The sequence below is a fragment of the Streptomyces sp. NPDC048441 genome (assembly GCF_043200235.1).
Lineage (GTDB): Bacteria > Actinomycetota > Actinomycetes > Streptomycetales > Streptomycetaceae > Streptomyces.
This window is the reverse complement of sequence record NZ_JBICXM010000004.1, coordinates 302,176-320,434: the sequence shown is the minus strand read 5'-3', so window position 1 is coordinate 320,434 and position 18,259 is coordinate 302,176. Positions and strand designations below refer to the sequence as shown.

The window sequence follows — 18,259 nt, the reverse complement described above, 5'->3', positions numbered from 1 at the left end:
TGAGCTGTATATCCCGCGGCACCGTTGCCGTCAGGGGACAGCATGCCCGACCCGGCACGTCATGCACCCGAGGTTCCGGAGTAACGTTCACGGCCGAGGCAGGCACCGAAATCGTACGGGGACCTGCCTGCCCCGTTCATCAGCGAAAGGCACGAGGTGACCGACTCTATGCCCGACATCGCACGCGTCGGAGTAGTGGGCTGTGGCCAGATGGGCGCCGGGATCGCGGAGGTCTGCGCCCGCTCCGGACTGGATGTGAAGGTCGCGGAGACCACCGGCGAGGCCCTGGAGATCGGCCGTACCCGGCTGCACAACTCCCTCTCCAAGGCTGCCGAACGCGGCAAGATCTCGGAGGAGGAGCGGGACGAGACGCTCGCGAGGCTGAGCTTCACGACCGACCTCGGGGAGTTCTCCGACCGCGATCTGGTGATCGAGGCGGTCGTCGAGAACGAGGCGGTCAAGACCGAGATCTTCCAGGTGCTCGACCAGGTGGTGACCCGGCAGGACGCGATCCTGGCCTCCAACACCTCGTCCATCCCGCTGGTGAAGCTGGCCGTCGCGACGTCCCGCCCCGACGCGGTCATCGGCATCCACTTCTTCAACCCGGCCCCGGTGCAGCAGCTCGTCGAGCTGATCCCCGCGCTGACGACGTCCGAGGGGACGATAAGCCGGGCGCAGTCCATGGTCGAGAAGGTGCTCGGCAAGCACGCGATCCGCGCCCAGGACCGCTCGGGCTTCGTGGTCAACGCGCTGCTCATCCCGTATCTGCTCTCCGCGATCCGGATGTTCGAGTCGGGCATCGCGAGCCGCGAGGACATCGACAACGGCATGGAGCTCGGCTGCGCCCACCCGATGGGCCCGCTCAAGCTTGCCGACCTGATCGGCCTCGACACCGTCGCCTCGGTCGCGGACAGCATGTACGCCGAGTACAAGGAGGCGCTGTACGCCGCCCCTCCGCTGCTCCAGCGGATGGTGGACGCGGGCCGGCTCGGCCGCAAGTCGGGCTCGGGCTTCTACCCCTACAGCTGATACGACCGATACGCCTGATACGGCTCGTACAGCTGAAATCAGCCAACTGCCGCTTGATCTGCGGCACTTGACACCCCGAGTGGGCCCGGCACTCTTTCGAGTGCCGGGCTCACGTCGTTCACACACCGTGTGCGCCACGGGCTCGCATATGCCCTTCGCACACTCTCGCGCCGTGGCCGCCGGGCAGGGTTCACTTTCCGTGCGCTCAGGGGGAAGGACAGCTACAGAGAGGAACGGGCTTGTGACCGCCGACCCTGAAACTCGCGTGGTCCCCGGAGAACTCGCCGAGTTACGCCGAAGCTTGGACGTGGGTCTCGCCCGCGTCGACGGACAGCTGGCGCTGCTCACCCAGCACGACGAACAGAGCATCAAGAGCCAGGACGACCTGACCCTCAGGATCGCCGCACTGGAGCACACGCGCTGGCCGCTGCCCGCCCTTCTCGCCCTGACGGCGGTCGGCGCGCTCGCCGTGGCGGTCTGGCAGGCCATCGGCCGTTAGTCAGTCAGTGCGTGTCCTGGCCTAGTCGCAGATGGTGCAGGAGGAGGAGCGCCGCCGCCATATTGGCGGCCGGCACTTCACCGCGCGCCACCATGTCAGGGACGAGTTTGAGCGGGACCCATTCACGGCGGTCGGACTCGAAGTCGTCTTCGGGATGACCGATGTAGGTGCACTCGTCCGACCAGTAGATGTGGTGCTTGGCATCGGTGAGCCCATTGGACGGCTCGACACTCAGCAGGTGTCGTAACGGGCCCGGCCGCCAGCCGGTCTCCTCCTCCATTTCCCGGGCGGCCGCGTACGCGAGATCCTCCCCGTCCTCGACGACACCCGCGGCGAGCTCCCAGCCCCAGCTGTCGGTGATGAACCGGTGCCGCCACAGGAGCAGCACCTCATTGGCGTCATTGACGACGGTCGCCACGGCAACGGGCCGCAGCCGTATGAGGAAGTGGTCGAGGTGCCGGCCGTCGGGCAGTTCGACATCCGCCAGATTGACCGTGAACCATCGGTTTTCATACACAGTTTGTTCGCTTTGTTTCGTCCACTGCACGGTTCTGCCACCTTCCGCCGAGTAGATGGCAATATCGCAGCAGGAGGGTGTTCAGAGCAGTGGTACGCGGTTCACATCACAGGGGCACGCGCAGCGCTCCGTCGATGAGTTCGGCCGCCTCGGCCGTGCCCGCGCAGTCGCTGCGTACGAGATGCTCCCGCACGGCCCGCAGCCGGTCGCGCAGCCGCTGGGACTCCATCCCCCGTGCCTGTTCTGCCATTTGCACCGCCGTGGCCACGGCCTCGTCGGTGTTCCCCTGGCGCAGTTCGATCTGGCTGAGCATGGCGAGCCGGTGGACCCGGCCCCGGTCGTGCGCCGGTGTGTCCACGGCTGCCGCAGCGTGCTCGTACGCTCCCGTGAGGTCGCCGAGGCTGAGCAGCGCCTCCGCCACTTGTACGTTGACGAGTCCGGGCTGGACATAGCCGGTCTCGTCCGGCTCGCGCCCACGCCGGATGCGTTCCGCGGCGACCTCCGCACGCCGGATGCAGGACAGCGCGCTGCTGCCGTCGCCCAGGTGTGCGTACGACTTGGCCTGCATGGCGTAGAGATCGGATGCGAGCGCCGGGGTGAGTTCGCGCCCCGCGGCGCGCAGCGCTGCCTCCGCGAAGGCCACCGCCTGGCGGTACTCCCTCATGAACAGCGACTGGTTGACAAGCAGCGCGATGACGTACGCCCCGAGCCCCCGGTCCCCGCTGGCCTTCGCGAGACGCAGGGCCTGGTGGAAGTAGCGCTGGGCCAGGCCGTGTGCGTCCGAGTCGTAGGCGCAGATCCCGGCGATGGCGACCAACCCGCCGGTGGAGCGGTGGAGTTGGCGTCCCGTCTCGTCCGTGTAGCTGCCGCGCAGCAGAGGCGCGGCCTCGGCGTTGAGGAAGCCGACGATGCGGGTGCGGGTCGCGATGCCGCCCGTCTTGCGGTACATCTGCTCGTAGTGGGCGCGGGCCGCGCGCATCATGTCGATGTCCGCCGTGCTGACGGCGTGCCGCCCGCCACGCGAGACGTCCACGTCCTCGGGAGGGTTCTCCCACTCCCAGACGGGCATCACGGCGGGCGTTCCGGTCACCGCGGGGGCGCCGAGCAGATGCGGGCGCTGCTGTTCGTCGGAGCGCCACAGGGCGGTGGCTCTCTCCACGAAGCCCGAGAGCGTCGATCCCGCGGAGCCGTGCCTCGCCGCCGGTACACCGGGCACGCCGAGGCCGATGTCGTCGAGGGTGACGGTGCGCTGGAGCCGTCCCGCGAGGACCTCGCAGATCAGGTCCGGCACCTGGCCGCGTGGGCGCTGGCCCTTCAACCACCGGGAGACCGCGGTGTGTTCGTACCGCAGGGCGAGGCCTCGTTTCCTCCCCGCCTGATTGACGTGGGCGGCTAGGCCCGCGTGAGAGATTCCCGCTTCGTCGAGGATCGCGTCGAGCAGGGTATTGGGCTGCATGGAGGCCCTCCGGTCGCTCGGTGGTGTCAGCGTAGTAGAGGTGACTTCACACGGGGTGTGAACGGAATACCCGAATCCGGGGGGTGTGCGCTCTGCCGTCGACACTCCTGTCACGCTTGACTGAGGTTCCTCACAAGGAGGCCGGCCGGGCCGCCGGCTCCCCCTCGAAAAGTGCGGCGGCCCTCACTGCCGCCGTCCGACCCGCCGTCTGCCCGACACTCCAAGGCGGGGCCGGACGGCGCATGGCCGGGACGAGGAGACGGTGCGTCATGTCATGGTGCTTTCCCGGCGCGCCGTCTCCCCCTGTTGCAGCGGCACGCGTTTGCGGTCGTTGCGCAGGATGAGAAGCGCGGCATCGTCGACCGGCAACCGCCCGGTGTGACGCAGGAGTCGGGAGTAGACCGCGCGGATCACAGTCTGGGGCGCGACCGGTGGGACCCGCACCGCTTCGGTGAGCGCCGCCTGGAGCGGGAAGAACCGTCCGGCCGCGTCCCGTGCGTCCTCCATCCCGTCCGTGTGCAGCGCGAGCGCCTCCCCCGGCAGGAGTGCTCCACAGTGCAGTACGGAAAGGTCGGCGGGGAGCGGGAACGGGCCGAGCGGTGGCAGCGGATCCCCACCGCGGACCGGCTCGGCATGGCCGCTCAGGCGATAGGGCCAGGGGTGGCCGCAGTTGAGCGCGGTCACCTCGCCGTCCGGGCTGATCTCGATGAGGAGCACGGTGACGAACTCCTCGGCCAGTGGGCTGTCCGGCGCCGCACCGCCGTTCGCCGGATGCTCGGCCCGCGACCGCTCCCGAAGATGCCGTCCGAGGGCCCGCTCCAGTCTCCTGAGCACCAGCGGCAGTTCGGGCTCCTCGTGCGCGGCCTCGCGGAAGCTGCCGAGCACGGCGGCGGCGGTCGCGATGGCGGCCAGACCGTGCCCGCGCACATCGCCCATGACGACACGGACGCCGTGGTCGGTGGCCGCCACCTCGTACAGATCGCCGCCGACGGAGGCGCCGCGTGACGCGGAGAGCCGCCCGGCCGCGACCGCGAGGCCCTCGACGCGTGGCGGCAGCGGACGCAGGAGCACGTTCTGAGCGGCGCCCGCGATCTCGCGGAGCTGACGCACCTCCCGAAGGAGCGCGCCACGGACATGAAGTATCAGACCGGTGCCGACCGCGAAGAAGACGGCGCTGGTGACGATGCGCGCGCCGAGGCCGTTCTGCTGGGCGAGCGGGCAGACCAGTTTGTACGTGATGGCGACGGCGCCCCATGCCGTCGGCAGGCCGAGCGCGAGAGCACGCCGGATCCGCGGCGGCGCCATGCACCGCGCCCTCTTGCCGCCCTTCGCCCGGAGTGTGGTGCGGCCCCTCACCCGGAGCGGCATCCGGCGGGGAGCCCAAGACCTGAAACGCATCATGCCGACGGCCCCCCTAAGGCCCTGTCCAGCGTGCAGGCTGTGCGGTCCGCGGGAGAGATCACTGCCCCCTGCGGCCGGACTGATTCTGTCGACCGCCTGGGCCGATCGGGCCAGAGAGGGCTTACTTGCCACTCAAACGAGTGAAGGGCGCACCCGGAAGCCCGGATACGCCCTTCTTTGCGCCTCTTGTGCGCCTGGCGGCGACTACTGGCGGTGACTACGCTCCGCGCAGCACTGCGCCCGTACGCTCGGTCGCCAGGGCGACGGCCGCGTCACGGGCCGCGGAGGCCTCGTCGACGGTCAGCGTGCGGTCTGCGGCGCGGAACCGCAGCGCGTACGCCAGGGACTTCTTGTCCGCACCGATCTGCTCGCCGGTGAAGACGTCGAACAGGCGCAGGGACTCGAGGAGTTCACCCGCGCCCTCGCGCAACGCCTTCTCGACGTCGGCGGCGGGGACGCCCCCGTCGACGACGAGCGCGACGTCCTGCGTGGCGACCGGGAACGTGGAGATCTTCGGCCCTCGCGGAACACCCGCGCTCGCGTCCTCGAGACGGTCGAGGTCGAGCTCCATCGCGCAGGTGCGCGCGGGCAGACCGAGCGCCTTGACGACGCGCGGGTGCAGCTCGCCCGCGTGCCCGATGACCTGCTCCGCACCGTCGATCACGACTGCGAGCTCGGCACACCGGCCCGGGTGCCACGGGCCGTACTGCCCCTGGCGCACAAGCAGTTCGGTGCCCGACTCGGCGGCCAGCGTGCGCGCGGCCTGGACCGCGTCCGCCCACTCGGCAGGACGGCCCTTGCCCCACCAGCCCGCCTGCTCGCGGGCGCCCGCGAGGACGACGGCGGCATGGCGGGGCTGCACGGGGAGCGCCTCGGTCAGGGAGGCGATCTCCTCGTCGGTGGGCCGCCGGTCGACGGGAAGGCGCACCGCGATACGGGCTTCCTCACGCGGCTTGAAGACAAGCCCCGTCTCGAAGAGCGCCAGGTCGTGGCTGCCGCGGCCCTCATTGCGGCGCAGCGCGCCGAGCAGCCCCGGAAGCAGCGTCGTACGAAGAGCGGGCTCCTCGTCGGAGAGCGGGTTGACCAGCTTCACGACGCGACGAGCGGGGTCGCCGGGCTCCAGGCCGAGCTGGTCGAAGACCTGCTCGCCGATGAAGGGGTAGGTCGGCGCCTCGACGAATCCGCTCCCGGCGAGCGCGCGGCCGATGCGGCGGTGCAGCCGCTGCCGGTCGGTCAGGCCGCGGCCCGCGGGGGGCTTGGGCAGCGTCGACGGGAGGTTCTCGTACCCCTCGAGCCGGATGACCTCTTCGGCGAGGTCGTTCGGCTCGGCGAGGTCGGGACGCCAGGACGGCACGGTGACGGTCAGGGCGTCCTGGCCGTAGACGTCACAGCCGACCTCCTGAAGACGGCGGACGACGGTCTCGCGGCCGTAGTCCACGCCCGCGACCTTGTCAGGGTGATCGGCGGGCATGTTGATCGTGTGGGGCCCGGAGGGCGCGATGACCTCGGTGACCCCGGACTCGGCGGTGCCGCCCGCGAGCGCGACGAGGAGATCCACCGTGCGCTGCGCCGCGGCGGACGCGGCCTGCGGGTCGACGCCGCGCTCATAGCGCTTGGCCGCCTCGGAGGGCAGCTTGTGGCGCCGGGCCGTGCGGGCGATGGAGATCGCGTCGAAGTGCGCGGCCTCGATGACGACGTCGGTGGTTCCGGCCGTCTCCGCGTGATCCGCGATCTCGGTGTTGGCGCCGCCCATGACGCCCGCGAGACCGATCGGCCCGCGGTCGTCGGTGATGACCAGGTCCTCGGCGTCGAGGACGCGCTTGGCGCCGTCGAGCGTCGTGAACTTCTCGCCCTGCTCGGCACGGCGCACACCGATCGTGCCCTCGATGCGGGAGCGGTCGTACGCGTGCAGCGGCTGGCCGAGCTCGAGCATCACGTAGTTCGTGACATCGACAGCGAGCGAGATCGGCCGCATACCCGCCTTCTGCAGGCGGCGGCGCAGCCAGATCGGGGAGCGGGCCTCGGGCTGCAGGCCCGTGACCGTGCGCGCGGTGAAGCGGTCGCAGCCGCGCGGGTCGGAGACCTTGACCGGGTAGCCGGACGAGTTCGGCGCGGGCACGTCCAGGAGCGCCGGGTCGCGCAGCGGCAGGCCGTACGCGATGGCGGTCTCGCGGGCGACGCCGCGCATCGAGAGGGCGTAGCCGCGGTCGGGCGTGACGGCGATGTCCAGGACCTCGTCGACCAGCTCGAGCAGCTTGATGGCGTCGGTGCCGACCTCGTGCTCGGGCGGAAGAACGATGATGCCGTTACTTCCGTCATCGCCCATGCCGAGCTCGTCGCCGGAGCAGATCATGCCGTGCGAGGTCTTGCCGTACGTCTTGCGCGCGGCGATCTTGAAGTCGCCGGGCAGGACGGCGCCGGGAAGCACGACGACGACCTTGTCGCCGACGGCGAAGTTGCGCGCGCCACAGACGATCTCCTGCGGCTCACCCGTTCCGTTTGCCTGGCCGACATCGACCGTGCAGAAGCGGATGGGCTTCTTGAACTCCGTCAGCTCCTCGATGGTGAGGACCTTGCCGACGACCAGGGGGCCGGTCAGGCCGGCGCCGAGCTGCTCGACGGTCTCGACCTCGAGGCCGACATCGACGAGCTTGGCCTGTACGGCACGGCCGGACTCGGTGGCGGGGAGATCGACGTACTCCCGCAGCCAGGAAAGCGGGACCCGCATCAGATCTCCATCCCGAAGGGCCGGGTGAACCGGACGTCACCCTCGACCATGTCTCGCATGTCTTCGACGTTGTGGCGGAACATCAGCATCCGTTCGATGCCGAACCCGAAGGCGAATCCGCTGTACTTCTGGGGGTCGACGCCGCAGGCGGTGAGCACCTTCGGGTTGACCATGCCGCAGCCGCCGAGCTCGATCCAGCCCTCGCTGCCGCAGGTGCGGCAGGGGCGGTCGGGGTTGCCCACGGACTCGCCGCGGCAGACGTAGCAGACCATGTCCATCTCGGCGGACGGCTCGGTGAACGGGAAGTAGTTCGGGCGCAGGCGCGTCTTCATGTCCGCGCCGAAGAGCGACTGGACCATGTGGTCAAGGGTGCCCTTGAGGTCGGCCATGGTCAGGCCCTCGTCCACGGCGAGCAGCTCGATCTGGTGGAAGACCGGGGTGTGCGTCGCGTCCAGCTCGTCCGTGCGGTACACACGGCCGGGGCAGACGATGTAGACGGGCGGCTCGCGGTCGAGCATCGCGCGGGCCTGCACGGGCGAGGTGTGCGTGCGCAGCACGACACCGGACTCGTCTCCTTCAGTGCCCTTGGGGCCCTGCACGAAGAAGGTGTCCTGCATCTGCCGGGCCGGGTGGTCCGGGGTGAAGTTCAGGGCGTCGAAGTTGAACCACTCCGCCTCGACCTCGGGGCCCTCCGCGATCTCGTAGCCCATGGCGACGAAGACGTCCGCGACGCGCTCCATGAACGTGGTCAGCGGGTGCCGGGCACCGGCCGGGACGCGGTCGTACGGCAGCGTGACGTCCACTGCCTCCTCGACGAGCACCCGGCTGTCGCGCTCGGCCTCGAGCTCACCCTGGCGGGCGGCGAGGGCCTTGCTCACCGCGCCGCGCGCCATGCCGACGCGCTTGCCGGCCTCGGCCTTGGCCTGCGGGGGCAGTGCGCCGATCTCGCGGTTGGCGAGCGCCAGCGGCGAGGTGCCGCCGGTGTGCGCGATCTTGGCCTCCTGAAGCTGTTCGAGGTCGCCCGCGGCGGCGAAGGCGGCGAGCGCCTCGTCCCGCATCCGCTCGATCTCTTCAGGTTTCAGTGCCTCGACCTCAACAGGGTCGTACGACTTGTTCGGTGCCGACATCTCTTCCCGTGCTTCCGTTTGGCTGGTGATGGTCCCCGTCTACGACTCGGAGACGAATCGTCCACATAGGGGGACGCAAACGTGCCAAGGATCGAGTCTAACGGGGGTGGCGCAGGTGAATGAGCCCGCGGGCTGTGCTCGGGCGGATCAGAGGAGATACGCCGGAGTGCCCACGGGCAACGTAAATCGGAACTGGGCGCCGCCACCGGGCGCGCGGCCGACGGTGATCGTCCCGCCGTGCGCTTCCACGATGCCCTTCACGATGTACAAGCCGAGTCCCGTCCCGCCGCGCTTGCTGCCCCGCCAGAAGCGGGTGAAGACGCGGCCCATCGATTCCTCCGGAATGCCGGTGCCCTCGTCGCTCACGGTCACGGCGGTCTCGGCCCCGCCCTGCTCACGCGGGGACGATGAGGGTGCCACGTCGATGGTGACGGTTCCTTCGCCGTGCCGCACGGCATTTTCCAGGAGGTTGCTGAGCACCTGGTCGATCTTGTCGGGGTCGGCCCAGAGATCGGGCATCGGCTGCTGCACCCGGACGAGGAAGCGGTGCGCGTCCTCGCCGGATGCGACATGGGCCTGGATGTGGCGGCCGACGGCGGCACCGATGTCCACGGGCTGGCGGCGCAGTTCGAGGCGCCCCGAGTCGATCCGTGAAATGTCGAGGAGCTCGGCGATGAGCCGCGTGACGCGGTTGGCGTCGGCGTCCACCGTCTCCAGCATCAGTTTCTTCTGGTCGTCGGTGAACCGCTCCCACTTGGCGAGCAGCGTCGCTGTGAAGCCCTTCACGGAGGTGAGGGGCGAGCGGAGCTCATGGGCGACGGTGGCGATCAGCTCCGCGTGGCTGCGCTCGGTGCGGCGGCGGGCCTCGGTGTCACGGATGGAGACGACGACGCGGCGGACGGGGCCGGTGGGCGCGGCGCGGACGTAGCGCGCGGAGACGAGGACCTCACGCCCGCCGGGGAGCAGCAGATTGCGCTCGGGCTGGGCGAAGCGGGTGGCGATGCCGCCGTAGGGATCGGTGAGCTGCCACCAGCGGCGCCCTTCCAGGTCCTCTAAAGGGAGGGCGCGCTCCAGCGGGGCGCCCAGGGCGTCGGCGGCATGGACCGCGGTGATGCGCACGGCCGCGGTGTTGAAGCAGATGACGCGGCCGGTCTCGTCCGCGACGACGAGGCCGTCAGGCAGCTCGTCCGGGTCGAGGCCGAGCCCGCCGAGATCACCGAGGGCGCCATGGTCCGCGCGAGTACCCAGGATGTCCTGTACTCCCGGTGATCTGCTCGTGCCGATGCTCATCTTCCCCGTACCCCACCTCTCGGACCGGCGCAGGAGGCCCCCGAGCCCGTCACACTACTAGCTGGGAGTGACGGAACGGCACCCTCCAACGGCACGCTGTGCACGGGCGGACGCATAGAGGCACACGGCCGCCGCCGTCGCGAGGTTGAGGCTCTCGGCCCTGCCGTGGATCGGAACGCGCACCACGGCGTCGGCGAGTGCGCGGGTCTCCTCCGGGAGCCCCCACGCCTCGTTGCCGAAGACCCAGGCACTGGGGGTGCCCATGGTGCCCTTGTCGAGCTCGTCGTCGAGGTCGTCATCGCCCACCCCGTCCGCCGCGAGGATGCGTACGCCCGCGTCCTTCAGCCCTTGGACGGCCCGCTCGACGGGTACGCCGACGGCCACGGGCAGATGGAACAGCGAGCCGACGGACGCGCGGACGCACTTGGGGTTGTAGAGATCCACGGAGGCATCGGTCAGCACGACCGCGTCGGCCCCGGCGGCATCGGCACACCGCAGTACGGTGCCGGCGTTCCCGGGATCACGGACATGCGCGAGGACAGCGACGAGCTTGGGCCGTGCGGCGAGGATGTCGTCGAACGGGGTGTCCAGAAACCGGCAGACCCCGACGAGCCCCTGCGGGGTCACGGTCGTCGAGATGTCGGCGATGACGTCCTCGTCCGCGAGGTGCACCCGGGCCCCCGCACTCCGGGCCTCCCCCACGATGTCGGCGTACCGCTCGGCGGCCTCGACGGTCGCGAAGATCTCGACGAGCGTGTCCGGATAAGCAGCGGCCTCCCGCACGGCCTGCGGCCCCTCGGCGAGAAACAGCCGCTCCTTCCCCCGGAAGTTCCGCTTGGCCAGCCGCCGTGCGGCGCTGACGCGGGGTGACTTGGGGGAGATCAGCTCGGGAGCGGCGGTCATGAACTCACCTTCGGGTGATGGAGCCCCCGTCAGGGGCGCGGGGAACTGCGCGACCGGCCAAGAACTGACCCGCGGACGGCAACGGACAGACGACGGCAGACGAGAGGCCGAACGCACTCGGACCCGCAAGCCGCTCGGCTTACGGGTCCGATGTCACGCTCAGCTCAGCGCAGCGTTACGCGGCAGCCTTGGGCGCGTTGACGTCGCTCGGCAGAGCCTTCTGCGCGACCTCGACCAGCGCGGCGAACGCGTTCGGGTCGTTGACGGCCAGCTCGGCCAGGATCTTGCGGTCCACCTCGATGTTGGCGGCGTTCAGACCCTGGATGAGGCGGTTGTACGTCATGCCGTTCTCACGGGCCGCAGCGTTGATGCGCTGGATCCACAGCCGACGGAAGTCGCCCTTGCGCTTCTTACGGTCGTTGTAGTTGTAGACCAGGGAGTGGGTGACCTGCTCCTTGGCCTTGCGGTACAGGCGCGAGCGCTGGCCGCGGTAACCCTTGGCAGCCTCGAGGATCGCCCGACGCTTCTTGTGGGCATTGACTGCCCGCTTGACGCGTGCCACTTGTTAACTCCTTGTAGCGGGGCCGTGGTTGGACTCACACGACCCGGTATCGATTGGGTCCCGGTCAGAGTTCAGGCGCGGTGTGCGCCCGGACTCACTTGCCGAGAAGCTTCTTGATCTTCTTGGCGTCGCCCGGGGCCATCTCGGCGTTGCCACTGAGGCGACGCGTCAGACGGGACGACTTGTGCTCGAGCAGGTGGCGCTTGCCGGCGCGCTCACGGAGCACCTTGCCGGAGCCGGTGATCTTGAAGCGCTTGCTGGCACCGCTGTGCGTCTTGTTCTTCGGCATAGCGCCGTTCTCTCCTCGTCATTGGCACTCCCTGCCGGTCTCCGGTTCCTGCGAACCGGGGCAGGGAGCGTCAGATGTATCGGTTGTCATCCAAGGCGCGCGTGGGATGCGCGTCCCGGATCAGGCCTCGGCGGGCTCCTCGGCGGGCGCCTCGACCTCGGCGACGGACTCGGCGACGACCTCGTCGGGCGTCTCCTCGTCGGCGGCGTCGTCCGTGCGGCCCTGTCGCTCGGCCTTACGGGCGGCCTGGGCCTCGCGGGCCTCGGCCATGGCTTCGGTCTTCTTCTTGTGCGGACCGAGGACCATGATCATGTTTCGGCCGTCCTGCTTCGGGTTCGACTCGATGAACCCGAGGTCTTCGACGTCGTTCGCGAGACGCTGCAGCAGTCGGAAGCCGAGCTCCGGCCTGGACTGCTCGCGACCACGGAACATGATCGTGATCTTGACCTTGTCGCCCTGCTTGAGGAACCGGACGACGTGACCCTTCTTGGTGTCATAGTCGTGCGGGTCGATCTTCGGCCGGAGCTTCATCTCCTTGATGACCGTGTGCGCCTGGTTCTTGCGCGCTTCACGGGCCTTCATGGCCGACTCGTACTTGAACTTCCCGTAGTCCATGAGCTTGCACACGGGGGGACGGGCGGTAGCCGCCACCTCGACCAGGTCGAGGTCGTACTCCTGTGCAAGCTCCAGGGCCTTGGCAAGCGGAACAATCCCGACCTGCTCGCCGCTGGGACCGACAAGTCGCACCTCGGGAACGCGAATCCGGTCGTTGATGCGGGGCTCGGCGCTGATGGATCCTCCTCGGTAGCACCACGCGGCGGTCTGGCGGACGGCCGCGTTACGTCTGTTATCTCGACTATCTCGACCAACCGAGTGAGTACATAAAAAATGCCCCAACCGATCACAGGAAGGGGCTCCATTACTACCGGAGCACCTCCGCGGTGATCGCGGGGCGCAACTCGGGCCTGCCGTAGTCTCGAGGACCGCGGCTGCCTGACCGGTGACCTGCCGCTCCAAGGAGCGACTAGGTGGGAAGCGGAGCCTCCACTTGTGGGCCGGGTCCCTGCGTTGGCACGCGAGTATCCGGCCGGTCGTTACACAAGGTTAGCAGCTCTCCGGGGGTGGGGCTAACCAGCGGCACTCACGGACTCCCGCGGCTCAGGCTCTGCGGGGCTCCGCATATCGTGTGGGACATGAGCGACGCCACCCCTGCCCCCGAGTCCGCCCCCACTGACTCCCCCAATTTCGACGCCCTGACCCGTGACATCGCGGACGTCCCCGCGGTCGAGGTGATCACCACGGTCGCCGTCCACCTGATGAGCGCCGCGGCCGTGAACCTGGGCCTCGCCGAGGGCGGCGAGGGCCACAAGGACCTGGACGAGGCACGCAAACTGATCCACTCGCTCGCCGGTCTGATGGACGCGAGCGCCACGGAGATCTCCTCGTTCCACGCGGCCCCGCTGCGCGACGGCCTGAAGTCGCTGCAACTGGCCTTCCGCGAGTCGTCCGACGTGCTGGACGAGCCGGGCCAGGGTCCGGGCGAGAAGTACACGGGCCCGGTCTACGGCTGAGTTCTCACACCGTACGTACGTAGAGGGGCTCGCCCGGTGGCGTCGCCTCGGCCGGCAGCAGTGCCAGGTCGAGGCCGCTCACCAGGCGGGCCCTCAGTGTTTCATCGGCCGCGATGTGCCGGGCCACGCGCCGGGCGGCTTCGGCCGGGTCGGTCGCCGGGTCGAGGACGAGCGCGAGGGTGCCGTCCGCGGTGCCCGCGCCGAGGTAGGCGCGCAGGACGGCAGGCTCGGCGGCGACGGCCGCGCGCACGGCTGCCGTGACGGCGGGGTCGGCGAGCGGGTCCCGGGTGTGGCGCCCTTCGGAGAGAGCGATGAGCGCGGGCCGGTTGATCTCGTACGGGACGGGCCCTGCCAGGTCGAGGACGATCGTGTCGGCCTGCTCGTGGGCGGCGGCCTGGAGCGCCTGGTGCAGCGGGACAGCGACGGGCCTGGCCTCCGGGTCCCACAGGGCGAGGGCCCGGGTCGAGGTGAACGCGGGCAGCGCCTTGCGGTCGCCCGCCTTGAGGGTGGGGACCGCCATGTCGCTCGTCTTCTCGCGGCGCAGGCCGTTCTCGTCTTCCTCGACCTCGCCGAGGACAGCGACGACGGGGACGAGCAGCCGGGCGCCGGTGAGCGCTTCCAGGACGGGGCCGTGGGCCGTGCGGTCAGCGGCCCACGCGGTCAGGGCCGCGGTGAGCCGGGGGTCGGCGGAGCCGTCGTCGTCGGAGAAGCCGGGGTCCGGGATGTTCTTGTTCGCCACGGTCCTGACCCTATCCAGCGAGGCCGTGGACCTGCCGGGCGGTGCCGTGGACTATCGGGCGGTGCCGGGACGGGTTCCCCGGCGGCCACGCCAGAGGTAGACCGCCGCCACGAGGAGCCCTACGCCGAGGGCGCCCGCCACCGGACCGACCCAGCCAGCGGGACCGTCCTCGCCCGGGTCCGCGGCAGGCCCCGAACCGAAGTACTTCTTCCCGTACGCCGCGGAGCTCAGGTCGTCCGGCTTCTTCTTGGCGCCCTCGGTGATGGCCGCCGCCGGGTCGATGAAGCCGAAGCCGTGCGAGTCGTCGCGACCGCCGCTGGGAACGTTCCGTGCGGTGCTCTCCAGCAGCTGCTTGATCTGGGGCGGGGTCAGGCCGGGGTGGGCGGCGCGGATCAGGGCGACGGCGCCCGAGACGAACGCCGACGCGGCGCTTGTGCCCCAGCCTTCGTAGTACTCGCGGTCGGGGTCGGCGATGACGATCTTCTTGCCGGGGGCGCTGACAGTGGCGTACCAGCGGCGGGTGGAGAAGGACGCGCGGTCGCCGTTCTTGTCGACGGCGGTGGCGGCGATGACTCCGGGGTAAGCCGCGGGGTACGAGATGTGGTCGCCGCGCTCGCCGCCGTTGCCCGCCGACGCGACGACGACCGCGCCCTTCTTCAGGGCGTACTGGACGGCCGCGTCCTCGGCGGGTTCGGGGTGGGCCGACTTGGAGTCGTCGCCGAGGGAGAGGTTGATGACGTCGGCGCCGTGGTCGGTGGCCCAGCGGATGCCGTCGGCGAGGGCGTTGCCCCGGGTGTTGCGGGCCTTCGCGCGCGAGGGGTCGCCGTCCTCCAGGATCACGCGGATCGGCAGGATCTTCACTTCCGGTGCGATGCCCAGTACGCCGTCGCCGCCGCCCGAGCCGTGTCCGTGGCCCGCGATGATGCCGGCCATGGCGGTGCCGTGCCTGGCCCAGGGGCGGTCGCCCCTCTTCGCGCCGAAGCCGACCATGTCCTTGCCTTCGAGGACGCTGCCGGTCAGGTCGGGATGCTCGCGGTCCACGCCGGTGTCCAGGACGGCGACCGTGACGCCCTTGCCCTTGGTGGTCCCCCAGGCCTGACCGGTGTGCATGGCGTCGAGGGCCCACTGCTGAGCGCGGATGCCGTCGTCGGCGTGCGCGGCGGTGGGCAGGAGCGCGAGCGACGCGGCGAGGGCGACGATGCCCAACTGGCGGATTCTCATGAGGACTTCTCCGTGGCCGCGATGGCCTTGCGCAGGCGCCGCTCGACGCGGTCGGCGATGCCCTTCGCCTCGTTGCCGAGGCCCGCCTGGGCGGGGGCGGTGGTGGCGGAGGACTTGACGGCCTCTTCGGCGGGTTCGGGTTCGGGGACCTTGCGGCCGTCGGCGAAGCCGGAGACGGCGAAGGCGACGACGGGGGCGTCCGGGAGCACGGACACAGTCCAGGAGGCGCGCTGGGCGTCGCCGAAGTCCGCGGCCGGGGTGCCCTTGGCCGCGTACGGCCGTGGCATCAGGTCGGGGCGCCTGGCGAGGCCCTCCTCCGTGAAGCGGGTGCGCAGGGAGCGCATGGCGTCGGCGTCGGCCTTGGTGAACAGCAGGCCCACGGTGGTGACATGGCTGCGGGTCGCGTCCATGTAGGTGGCGCGCAGCAGCCGGAGGCAGCCCGCCGATGCGAGGGCCTTGCGCAGGAGGGGGTCGAAGGCACCCTCGCAGTTGCTGTCGGGGGCGACGGCGATGCGGGTCCAGGTGCGGTCGGCGCCGCCGGGTCCCGCGCCCTCGCCCTTGATGGTGGCCGGGAAGAGCTCGTCCACGGGGACGCTGTGCCACAGGTCGCCCGCCACGGCGTACGCGTTCGGCGTGGCGCTCACCCCTTCGGCGCCCCCGGTCAGCCAACTCCCGGTGGCCGCACCCCCGATGAGCCCGAGCCCGAGCACCACACAGGCAGCGGCGGCGGCCGCGCGGGGCTGCGCCCAGGAGCGGACAGGCCGCAGCCGCGTGGTGCTGTCGTCGTACAAGGCAGGCCGGGCGAACGACACGAAGGGCCGTCCCGAACCGGGCCCGGGAGTCAGATCGACGGCACCGACCGCGCGGCGGGCGGCGGTTGTCCGGGGGGAGGCGGTGGGCGCGGGTATGGCTCTGTCCGCGGGCTCGGCGGGCTCGGCGGGCTCCGATGCGGGTGCGGGGGCCCACGCGGACCAAGGCGGTGGCGCGAGGCCGGGGAGCGGTGCGGGGGTCGGGTCCGCGTCCGATATGCCCTCGGGCGCGGCCGCAGAGCCCAGCGGCGGTGTCGCGGGCATCGGGGGGAGGAGCCGGTAGTCCGCGCCGCTCGGCCCCGGCTCGCTCTCCGCGTCCGGCACGTCCGCCTGCGCCGGGGTTGGCGGGGCAGGTGGGCGCGGTGGCAGGAGCGGGGCTTCGGAGTCCGGCACGTGCGTCCGCGTCATCGTCGACGACGAGGGCGGCGGCGTATCGGGGAATCGCGCAGAAGCGGGCGGAGGGGGCGGAGAGTCCGACGCCCCGGCATCGGTATCGGCGTCGATGTCCGCGTCGGCATCGGAACCCTCGTCGTCCGACGACACCGTGGGCCTCGGCAACCGCACCCGGTCGAAGGGCGCCAACAGGTCCCCGAGTACGGAGTCCTGGTCCCCTTCCTCCACCTCGCGTTCCTGCGGGCGCTCGTCCGGGAAGCGCGCGGACGGAGCGGGAGGCGGCAGGGCCGTGGGCGGGCCCGGCGGTGGGGGCGGAGTCGTGGGACGTGGCGGGACGGGAGCCCGTCGCGCTTCCGTGCTCATGCACCCCCCGTTTCCTGGCTCTTCTGCGCGTAACTCTAAGGGCAGATTCCGGTCCCGAGGGAACCAGTCCGCACCCCCGGGCGATCTGCCCGGATCATCCCCCTACCCTCGGGTAATCGTGTCTGGCAGGCTTCGGCCATGACCTCCCGTGCAGCAGACCGGGCCCGCTACGACCGGGCCACCGCACACCTCGACGCCCCTCTCGCGATCGTCGATCTGGAGGCGTTCGACGCCAATGCCGACGACCTGGTGCGCCGGGCGGGCGGAAAGCCGATCCGGGTCGCCAGCAAGTCCGTACGCTGCCGGGCCCTGCTCGAACGCGTCCTGGCCCGCGACGGCTTCGCCGGGATCATGTCCTTCACGCTCGCCGAGTCCCTCTGGCTCGCGCGGTCCGGCTTCGATGACGTCCTGCTCGCCTATCCATCGGCGGACCGCGCCGCCTTCGCCGAACTCGCCGCCGACCCGAAGCTCGCCTCCTCCGTGACCGTGATGGTCGACGACCCGGCGCAGCTGCGGCTCATCGACGAGGCCAGGGACGGCGGGCGCGAAGAGGTGCGGGTCTGTCTGGAGCTGGACACCTCGTACAAGGTCCTCGGGGGGAAGGTCCGGATCGGGGCGCTGCGATCGCCCCTGCACTCCCCCGTCCAAGTCGCCGCTCTTGCCCGCGCCGTGGCCCGGCGGCCCGGTTTCCGGCTCGTGGGCGTGATGGCGTACGAAGGTCATGTGGCGGGGGTGGGTGACGCGGTCGCCGGGCATCCGGCCCGCTCGCGGGCCATCCGGCTGATGCAGACCGCAGCCCGCAAGGAGCTTGCCGCCCGCCGGGCCCAGACCATCCGCGCGGTGCGGGCCGTCGCGCCGGACCTGGAGTTCGTCAACGGCGGCGGCACCGGCAGTGTGCAGCACACCGCGGCCGAGCGGGCCGTGACCGAGATCGCCGCCGGGTCGGGTCTCTACGTACCGCGGCTCTTCGACAACTACACGTCGTTCAGCGGACGCCCCGCCGCGCTCTTCGCCCAGCCCGTCGTACGCCGCCCCGGCGTCGGCACGGTGACGGTCCTCGGCGGCGGCTACCCCGCGTCCGGTGCCGCGGGCCCTGACCGCTCCCCGGTGCCGTACCTCCCGGAAGGGCTGCGCTACGACCCGCAGGAGGGCGCGGGCGAGGTGCAGACCCCGCTGCTCGGCGCGCCCGCCGACGATCTCCTCATCGGCGACAAGGTGTGGTTCCGGCACGCCAAGGCCGGGGAGATGTGCGAGCGGTTCGACGCGCTCCACCTCGTCGAGGGCGACCGGGTGACGGCGACTGTTCCGACGTACCGGGGAGAAGGCCACACGTTCCTCTGAGGGACCGCCCTCCGGGGCGGG

17 protein-coding genes are annotated in these 18,259 nt (G+C 70.8%); 4 read left to right on the top strand and 13 right to left on the bottom strand.

Annotated features, from left to right (window positions below):
• Window positions 1-168: 168 nt before the first annotated feature.
• Together ACGFSB_RS12580 and ACGFSB_RS12575 are read left to right on the top strand one after the other, a co-directional pair.
• Complete coding sequence (locus ACGFSB_RS12580; protein ID WP_393397665.1) at window positions 169-1,029, top strand: 3-hydroxybutyryl-CoA dehydrogenase; 861 nt, start codon at window positions 169-171, stop codon at window positions 1,027-1,029.
• Between the two features lie 241 nt (window positions 1,030-1,270).
• The gene (locus tag ACGFSB_RS12575) at window positions 1,271-1,528 is read left to right on the top strand and encodes a hypothetical protein (protein ID WP_393397663.1); all 258 of its coding nucleotides are present in this window, start codon (window positions 1,271-1,273) and stop codon (window positions 1,526-1,528) included.
• Between the two features lie 4 nt (window positions 1,529-1,532).
• Here the strand turns inward: ACGFSB_RS12575 and ACGFSB_RS12570 are convergent, their stop codons facing one another.
• From ACGFSB_RS12570 to infC, 10 genes are all read right to left on the bottom strand, one after another.
• Window positions 1,533-2,075 carry an NUDIX hydrolase gene (locus tag ACGFSB_RS12570; protein ID WP_393397661.1) on the bottom strand — a complete coding sequence of 181 codons (543 nt, stop codon included), beginning with the start codon at window positions 2,073-2,075 and terminating at the stop codon, window positions 1,533-1,535.
• Between the two features lie 76 nt (window positions 2,076-2,151).
• Window positions 2,152-3,501 carry a transcriptional regulator gene (locus ACGFSB_RS12565; RefSeq protein WP_393397659.1) on the bottom strand — a complete coding sequence of 450 codons (1,350 nt, stop codon included), beginning with the start codon at window positions 3,499-3,501 and terminating at the stop codon, window positions 2,152-2,154.
• 267 nt (window positions 3,502-3,768) lie between these two features.
• Window positions 3,769-4,806 carry a PP2C family protein-serine/threonine phosphatase gene (locus tag ACGFSB_RS12560; RefSeq protein WP_393397657.1) on the bottom strand — a complete coding sequence of 346 codons (1,038 nt, stop codon included), beginning with the start codon at window positions 4,804-4,806 and terminating at the stop codon, window positions 3,769-3,771.
• Window positions 4,807-5,119: 313 nt separating this feature from the next.
• Complete coding sequence (gene pheT, locus ACGFSB_RS12555) at window positions 5,120-7,630, bottom strand: phenylalanine--tRNA ligase subunit beta (protein WP_393397655.1); 2,511 nt, start codon at window positions 7,628-7,630, stop codon at window positions 5,120-5,122.
• Complete coding sequence (pheS, locus tag ACGFSB_RS12550) at window positions 7,630-8,757, bottom strand: phenylalanine--tRNA ligase subunit alpha (RefSeq protein ID WP_393397653.1); 1,128 nt, start codon at window positions 8,755-8,757, stop codon at window positions 7,630-7,632. Before pheS ends, pheT begins: the two co-directional genes overlap by 1 nt.
• A gap of 147 nt (window positions 8,758-8,904) precedes the next feature.
• Window positions 8,905-10,047, bottom strand: a complete 1,143-nt coding sequence (locus tag ACGFSB_RS12545; protein WP_393397652.1) for an ATP-binding protein — start codon at window positions 10,045-10,047, stop codon at window positions 8,905-8,907.
• Between the two features lie 57 nt (window positions 10,048-10,104).
• Window positions 10,105-10,950: a TrmH family RNA methyltransferase gene (locus ACGFSB_RS12540; RefSeq protein ID WP_393397650.1), complete on the bottom strand. Its 846-nt coding sequence runs from the start codon at window positions 10,948-10,950 to the stop codon at window positions 10,105-10,107.
• A gap of 175 nt (window positions 10,951-11,125) precedes the next feature.
• Window positions 11,126-11,512, bottom strand: coding sequence for a 50S ribosomal protein L20 (rplT, locus tag ACGFSB_RS12535; protein ID WP_266655864.1), 387 nt, complete (start codon window positions 11,510-11,512; stop codon window positions 11,126-11,128).
• Window positions 11,513-11,606: 94 nt separating this feature from the next.
• Window positions 11,607-11,801 (bottom strand): 50S ribosomal protein L35, encoded by a 195-nt coding sequence (gene rpmI, locus ACGFSB_RS12530; protein WP_135330421.1) that lies wholly within the window; start codon window positions 11,799-11,801, stop codon window positions 11,607-11,609.
• A 120-nt stretch (window positions 11,802-11,921) separates the two neighbouring features.
• Window positions 11,922-12,593 carry a translation initiation factor IF-3 gene (infC, locus tag ACGFSB_RS12525; protein WP_393398068.1) on the bottom strand — a complete coding sequence of 224 codons (672 nt, stop codon included), beginning with the start codon at window positions 12,591-12,593 and terminating at the stop codon, window positions 11,922-11,924.
• A gap of 401 nt (window positions 12,594-12,994) precedes the next feature.
• Here infC and ACGFSB_RS12520 point away from each other — a divergent pair, with 401 nt between their 5' ends.
• Entirely contained in the window at window positions 12,995-13,372 is a 378-nt protein-coding gene (locus ACGFSB_RS12520; RefSeq protein WP_393397647.1) for a DUF1844 domain-containing protein, read from the top strand.
• Window positions 13,373-13,376: 4 nt separating this feature from the next.
• Here the strand turns inward: ACGFSB_RS12520 and ACGFSB_RS12515 are convergent, their stop codons facing one another.
• Genes ACGFSB_RS12515 through ACGFSB_RS12505 form a run of 3 tightly spaced genes read right to left on the bottom strand, consistent with a single transcriptional unit; the run spans window position 13,377 to window position 16,897 of the window.
• On the bottom strand, window positions 13,377-14,111 hold the full coding sequence (locus tag ACGFSB_RS12515) for an SseB family protein (RefSeq protein WP_393397645.1): 735 nt from the start codon (window positions 14,109-14,111) through the stop codon (window positions 13,377-13,379).
• A 51-nt stretch (window positions 14,112-14,162) separates the two neighbouring features.
• Complete coding sequence (gene mycP / locus ACGFSB_RS12510) at window positions 14,163-15,332, bottom strand: type VII secretion-associated serine protease mycosin (RefSeq protein ID WP_393397643.1); 1,170 nt, start codon at window positions 15,330-15,332, stop codon at window positions 14,163-14,165.
• Window positions 15,329-16,897, bottom strand: coding sequence for a hypothetical protein (locus ACGFSB_RS12505; RefSeq protein ID WP_393397641.1), 1,569 nt, complete (start codon window positions 16,895-16,897; stop codon window positions 15,329-15,331). Before ACGFSB_RS12505 ends, mycP begins: the two co-directional genes overlap by 4 nt.
• Window positions 16,898-17,035: 138 nt before the next feature.
• Between ACGFSB_RS12505 and ACGFSB_RS12500 the strand changes: the two genes are divergently transcribed.
• Window positions 17,036-18,238 carry an amino acid deaminase/aldolase gene (locus ACGFSB_RS12500; protein ID WP_393397639.1) on the top strand — a complete coding sequence of 401 codons (1,203 nt, stop codon included), beginning with the start codon at window positions 17,036-17,038 and terminating at the stop codon, window positions 18,236-18,238.
• Window positions 18,239-18,259 lie beyond the last annotated feature (21 nt).

Excerpts from the sequence above, each read along its gene's own strand:
- ACGFSB_RS12580 (WP_393397665.1), top strand. The coding sequence starts at position 169 with ATGCCCGACATCGCACGCGTCGGAGTAGTGGGCTGTGGCCAGATGGGC.
- pheS (WP_393397653.1), bottom strand. The coding sequence starts at position 8,757 with ATGTCGGCACCGAACAAGTCGTACGACCCTGTTGAGGTCGAGGCACTG.
- ACGFSB_RS12565 (WP_393397659.1), bottom strand. The coding sequence starts at position 3,501 with ATGCAGCCCAATACCCTGCTCGACGCGATCCTCGACGAAGCGGGAATC.
- ACGFSB_RS12505 (WP_393397641.1), bottom strand. The coding sequence starts at position 16,897 with ATGAGCACGGAAGCGCGACGGGCTCCCGTCCCGCCACGTCCCACGACT.
- ACGFSB_RS12545 (WP_393397652.1), bottom strand. The coding sequence starts at position 10,047 with ATGAGCATCGGCACGAGCAGATCACCGGGAGTACAGGACATCCTGGGT.
- ACGFSB_RS12500 (WP_393397639.1), top strand. The coding sequence starts at position 17,036 with ATGACCTCCCGTGCAGCAGACCGGGCCCGCTACGACCGGGCCACCGCA.
- pheT (WP_393397655.1), bottom strand. The coding sequence starts at position 7,630 with ATGCGGGTCCCGCTTTCCTGGCTGCGGGAGTACGTCGATCTCCCCGCC.
- ACGFSB_RS12520 (WP_393397647.1), top strand. The coding sequence starts at position 12,995 with ATGAGCGACGCCACCCCTGCCCCCGAGTCCGCCCCCACTGACTCCCCC.
- mycP (WP_393397643.1), bottom strand. The coding sequence starts at position 15,332 with ATGAGAATCCGCCAGTTGGGCATCGTCGCCCTCGCCGCGTCGCTCGCG.
- rpmI (WP_135330421.1), bottom strand. The coding sequence starts at position 11,801 with ATGCCGAAGAACAAGACGCACAGCGGTGCCAGCAAGCGCTTCAAGATC.
- ACGFSB_RS12560 (WP_393397657.1), bottom strand. The coding sequence starts at position 4,806 with ATGGCGCCGCCGCGGATCCGGCGTGCTCTCGCGCTCGGCCTGCCGACG.
- ACGFSB_RS12540 (WP_393397650.1), bottom strand. The coding sequence starts at position 10,950 with ATGACCGCCGCTCCCGAGCTGATCTCCCCCAAGTCACCCCGCGTCAGC.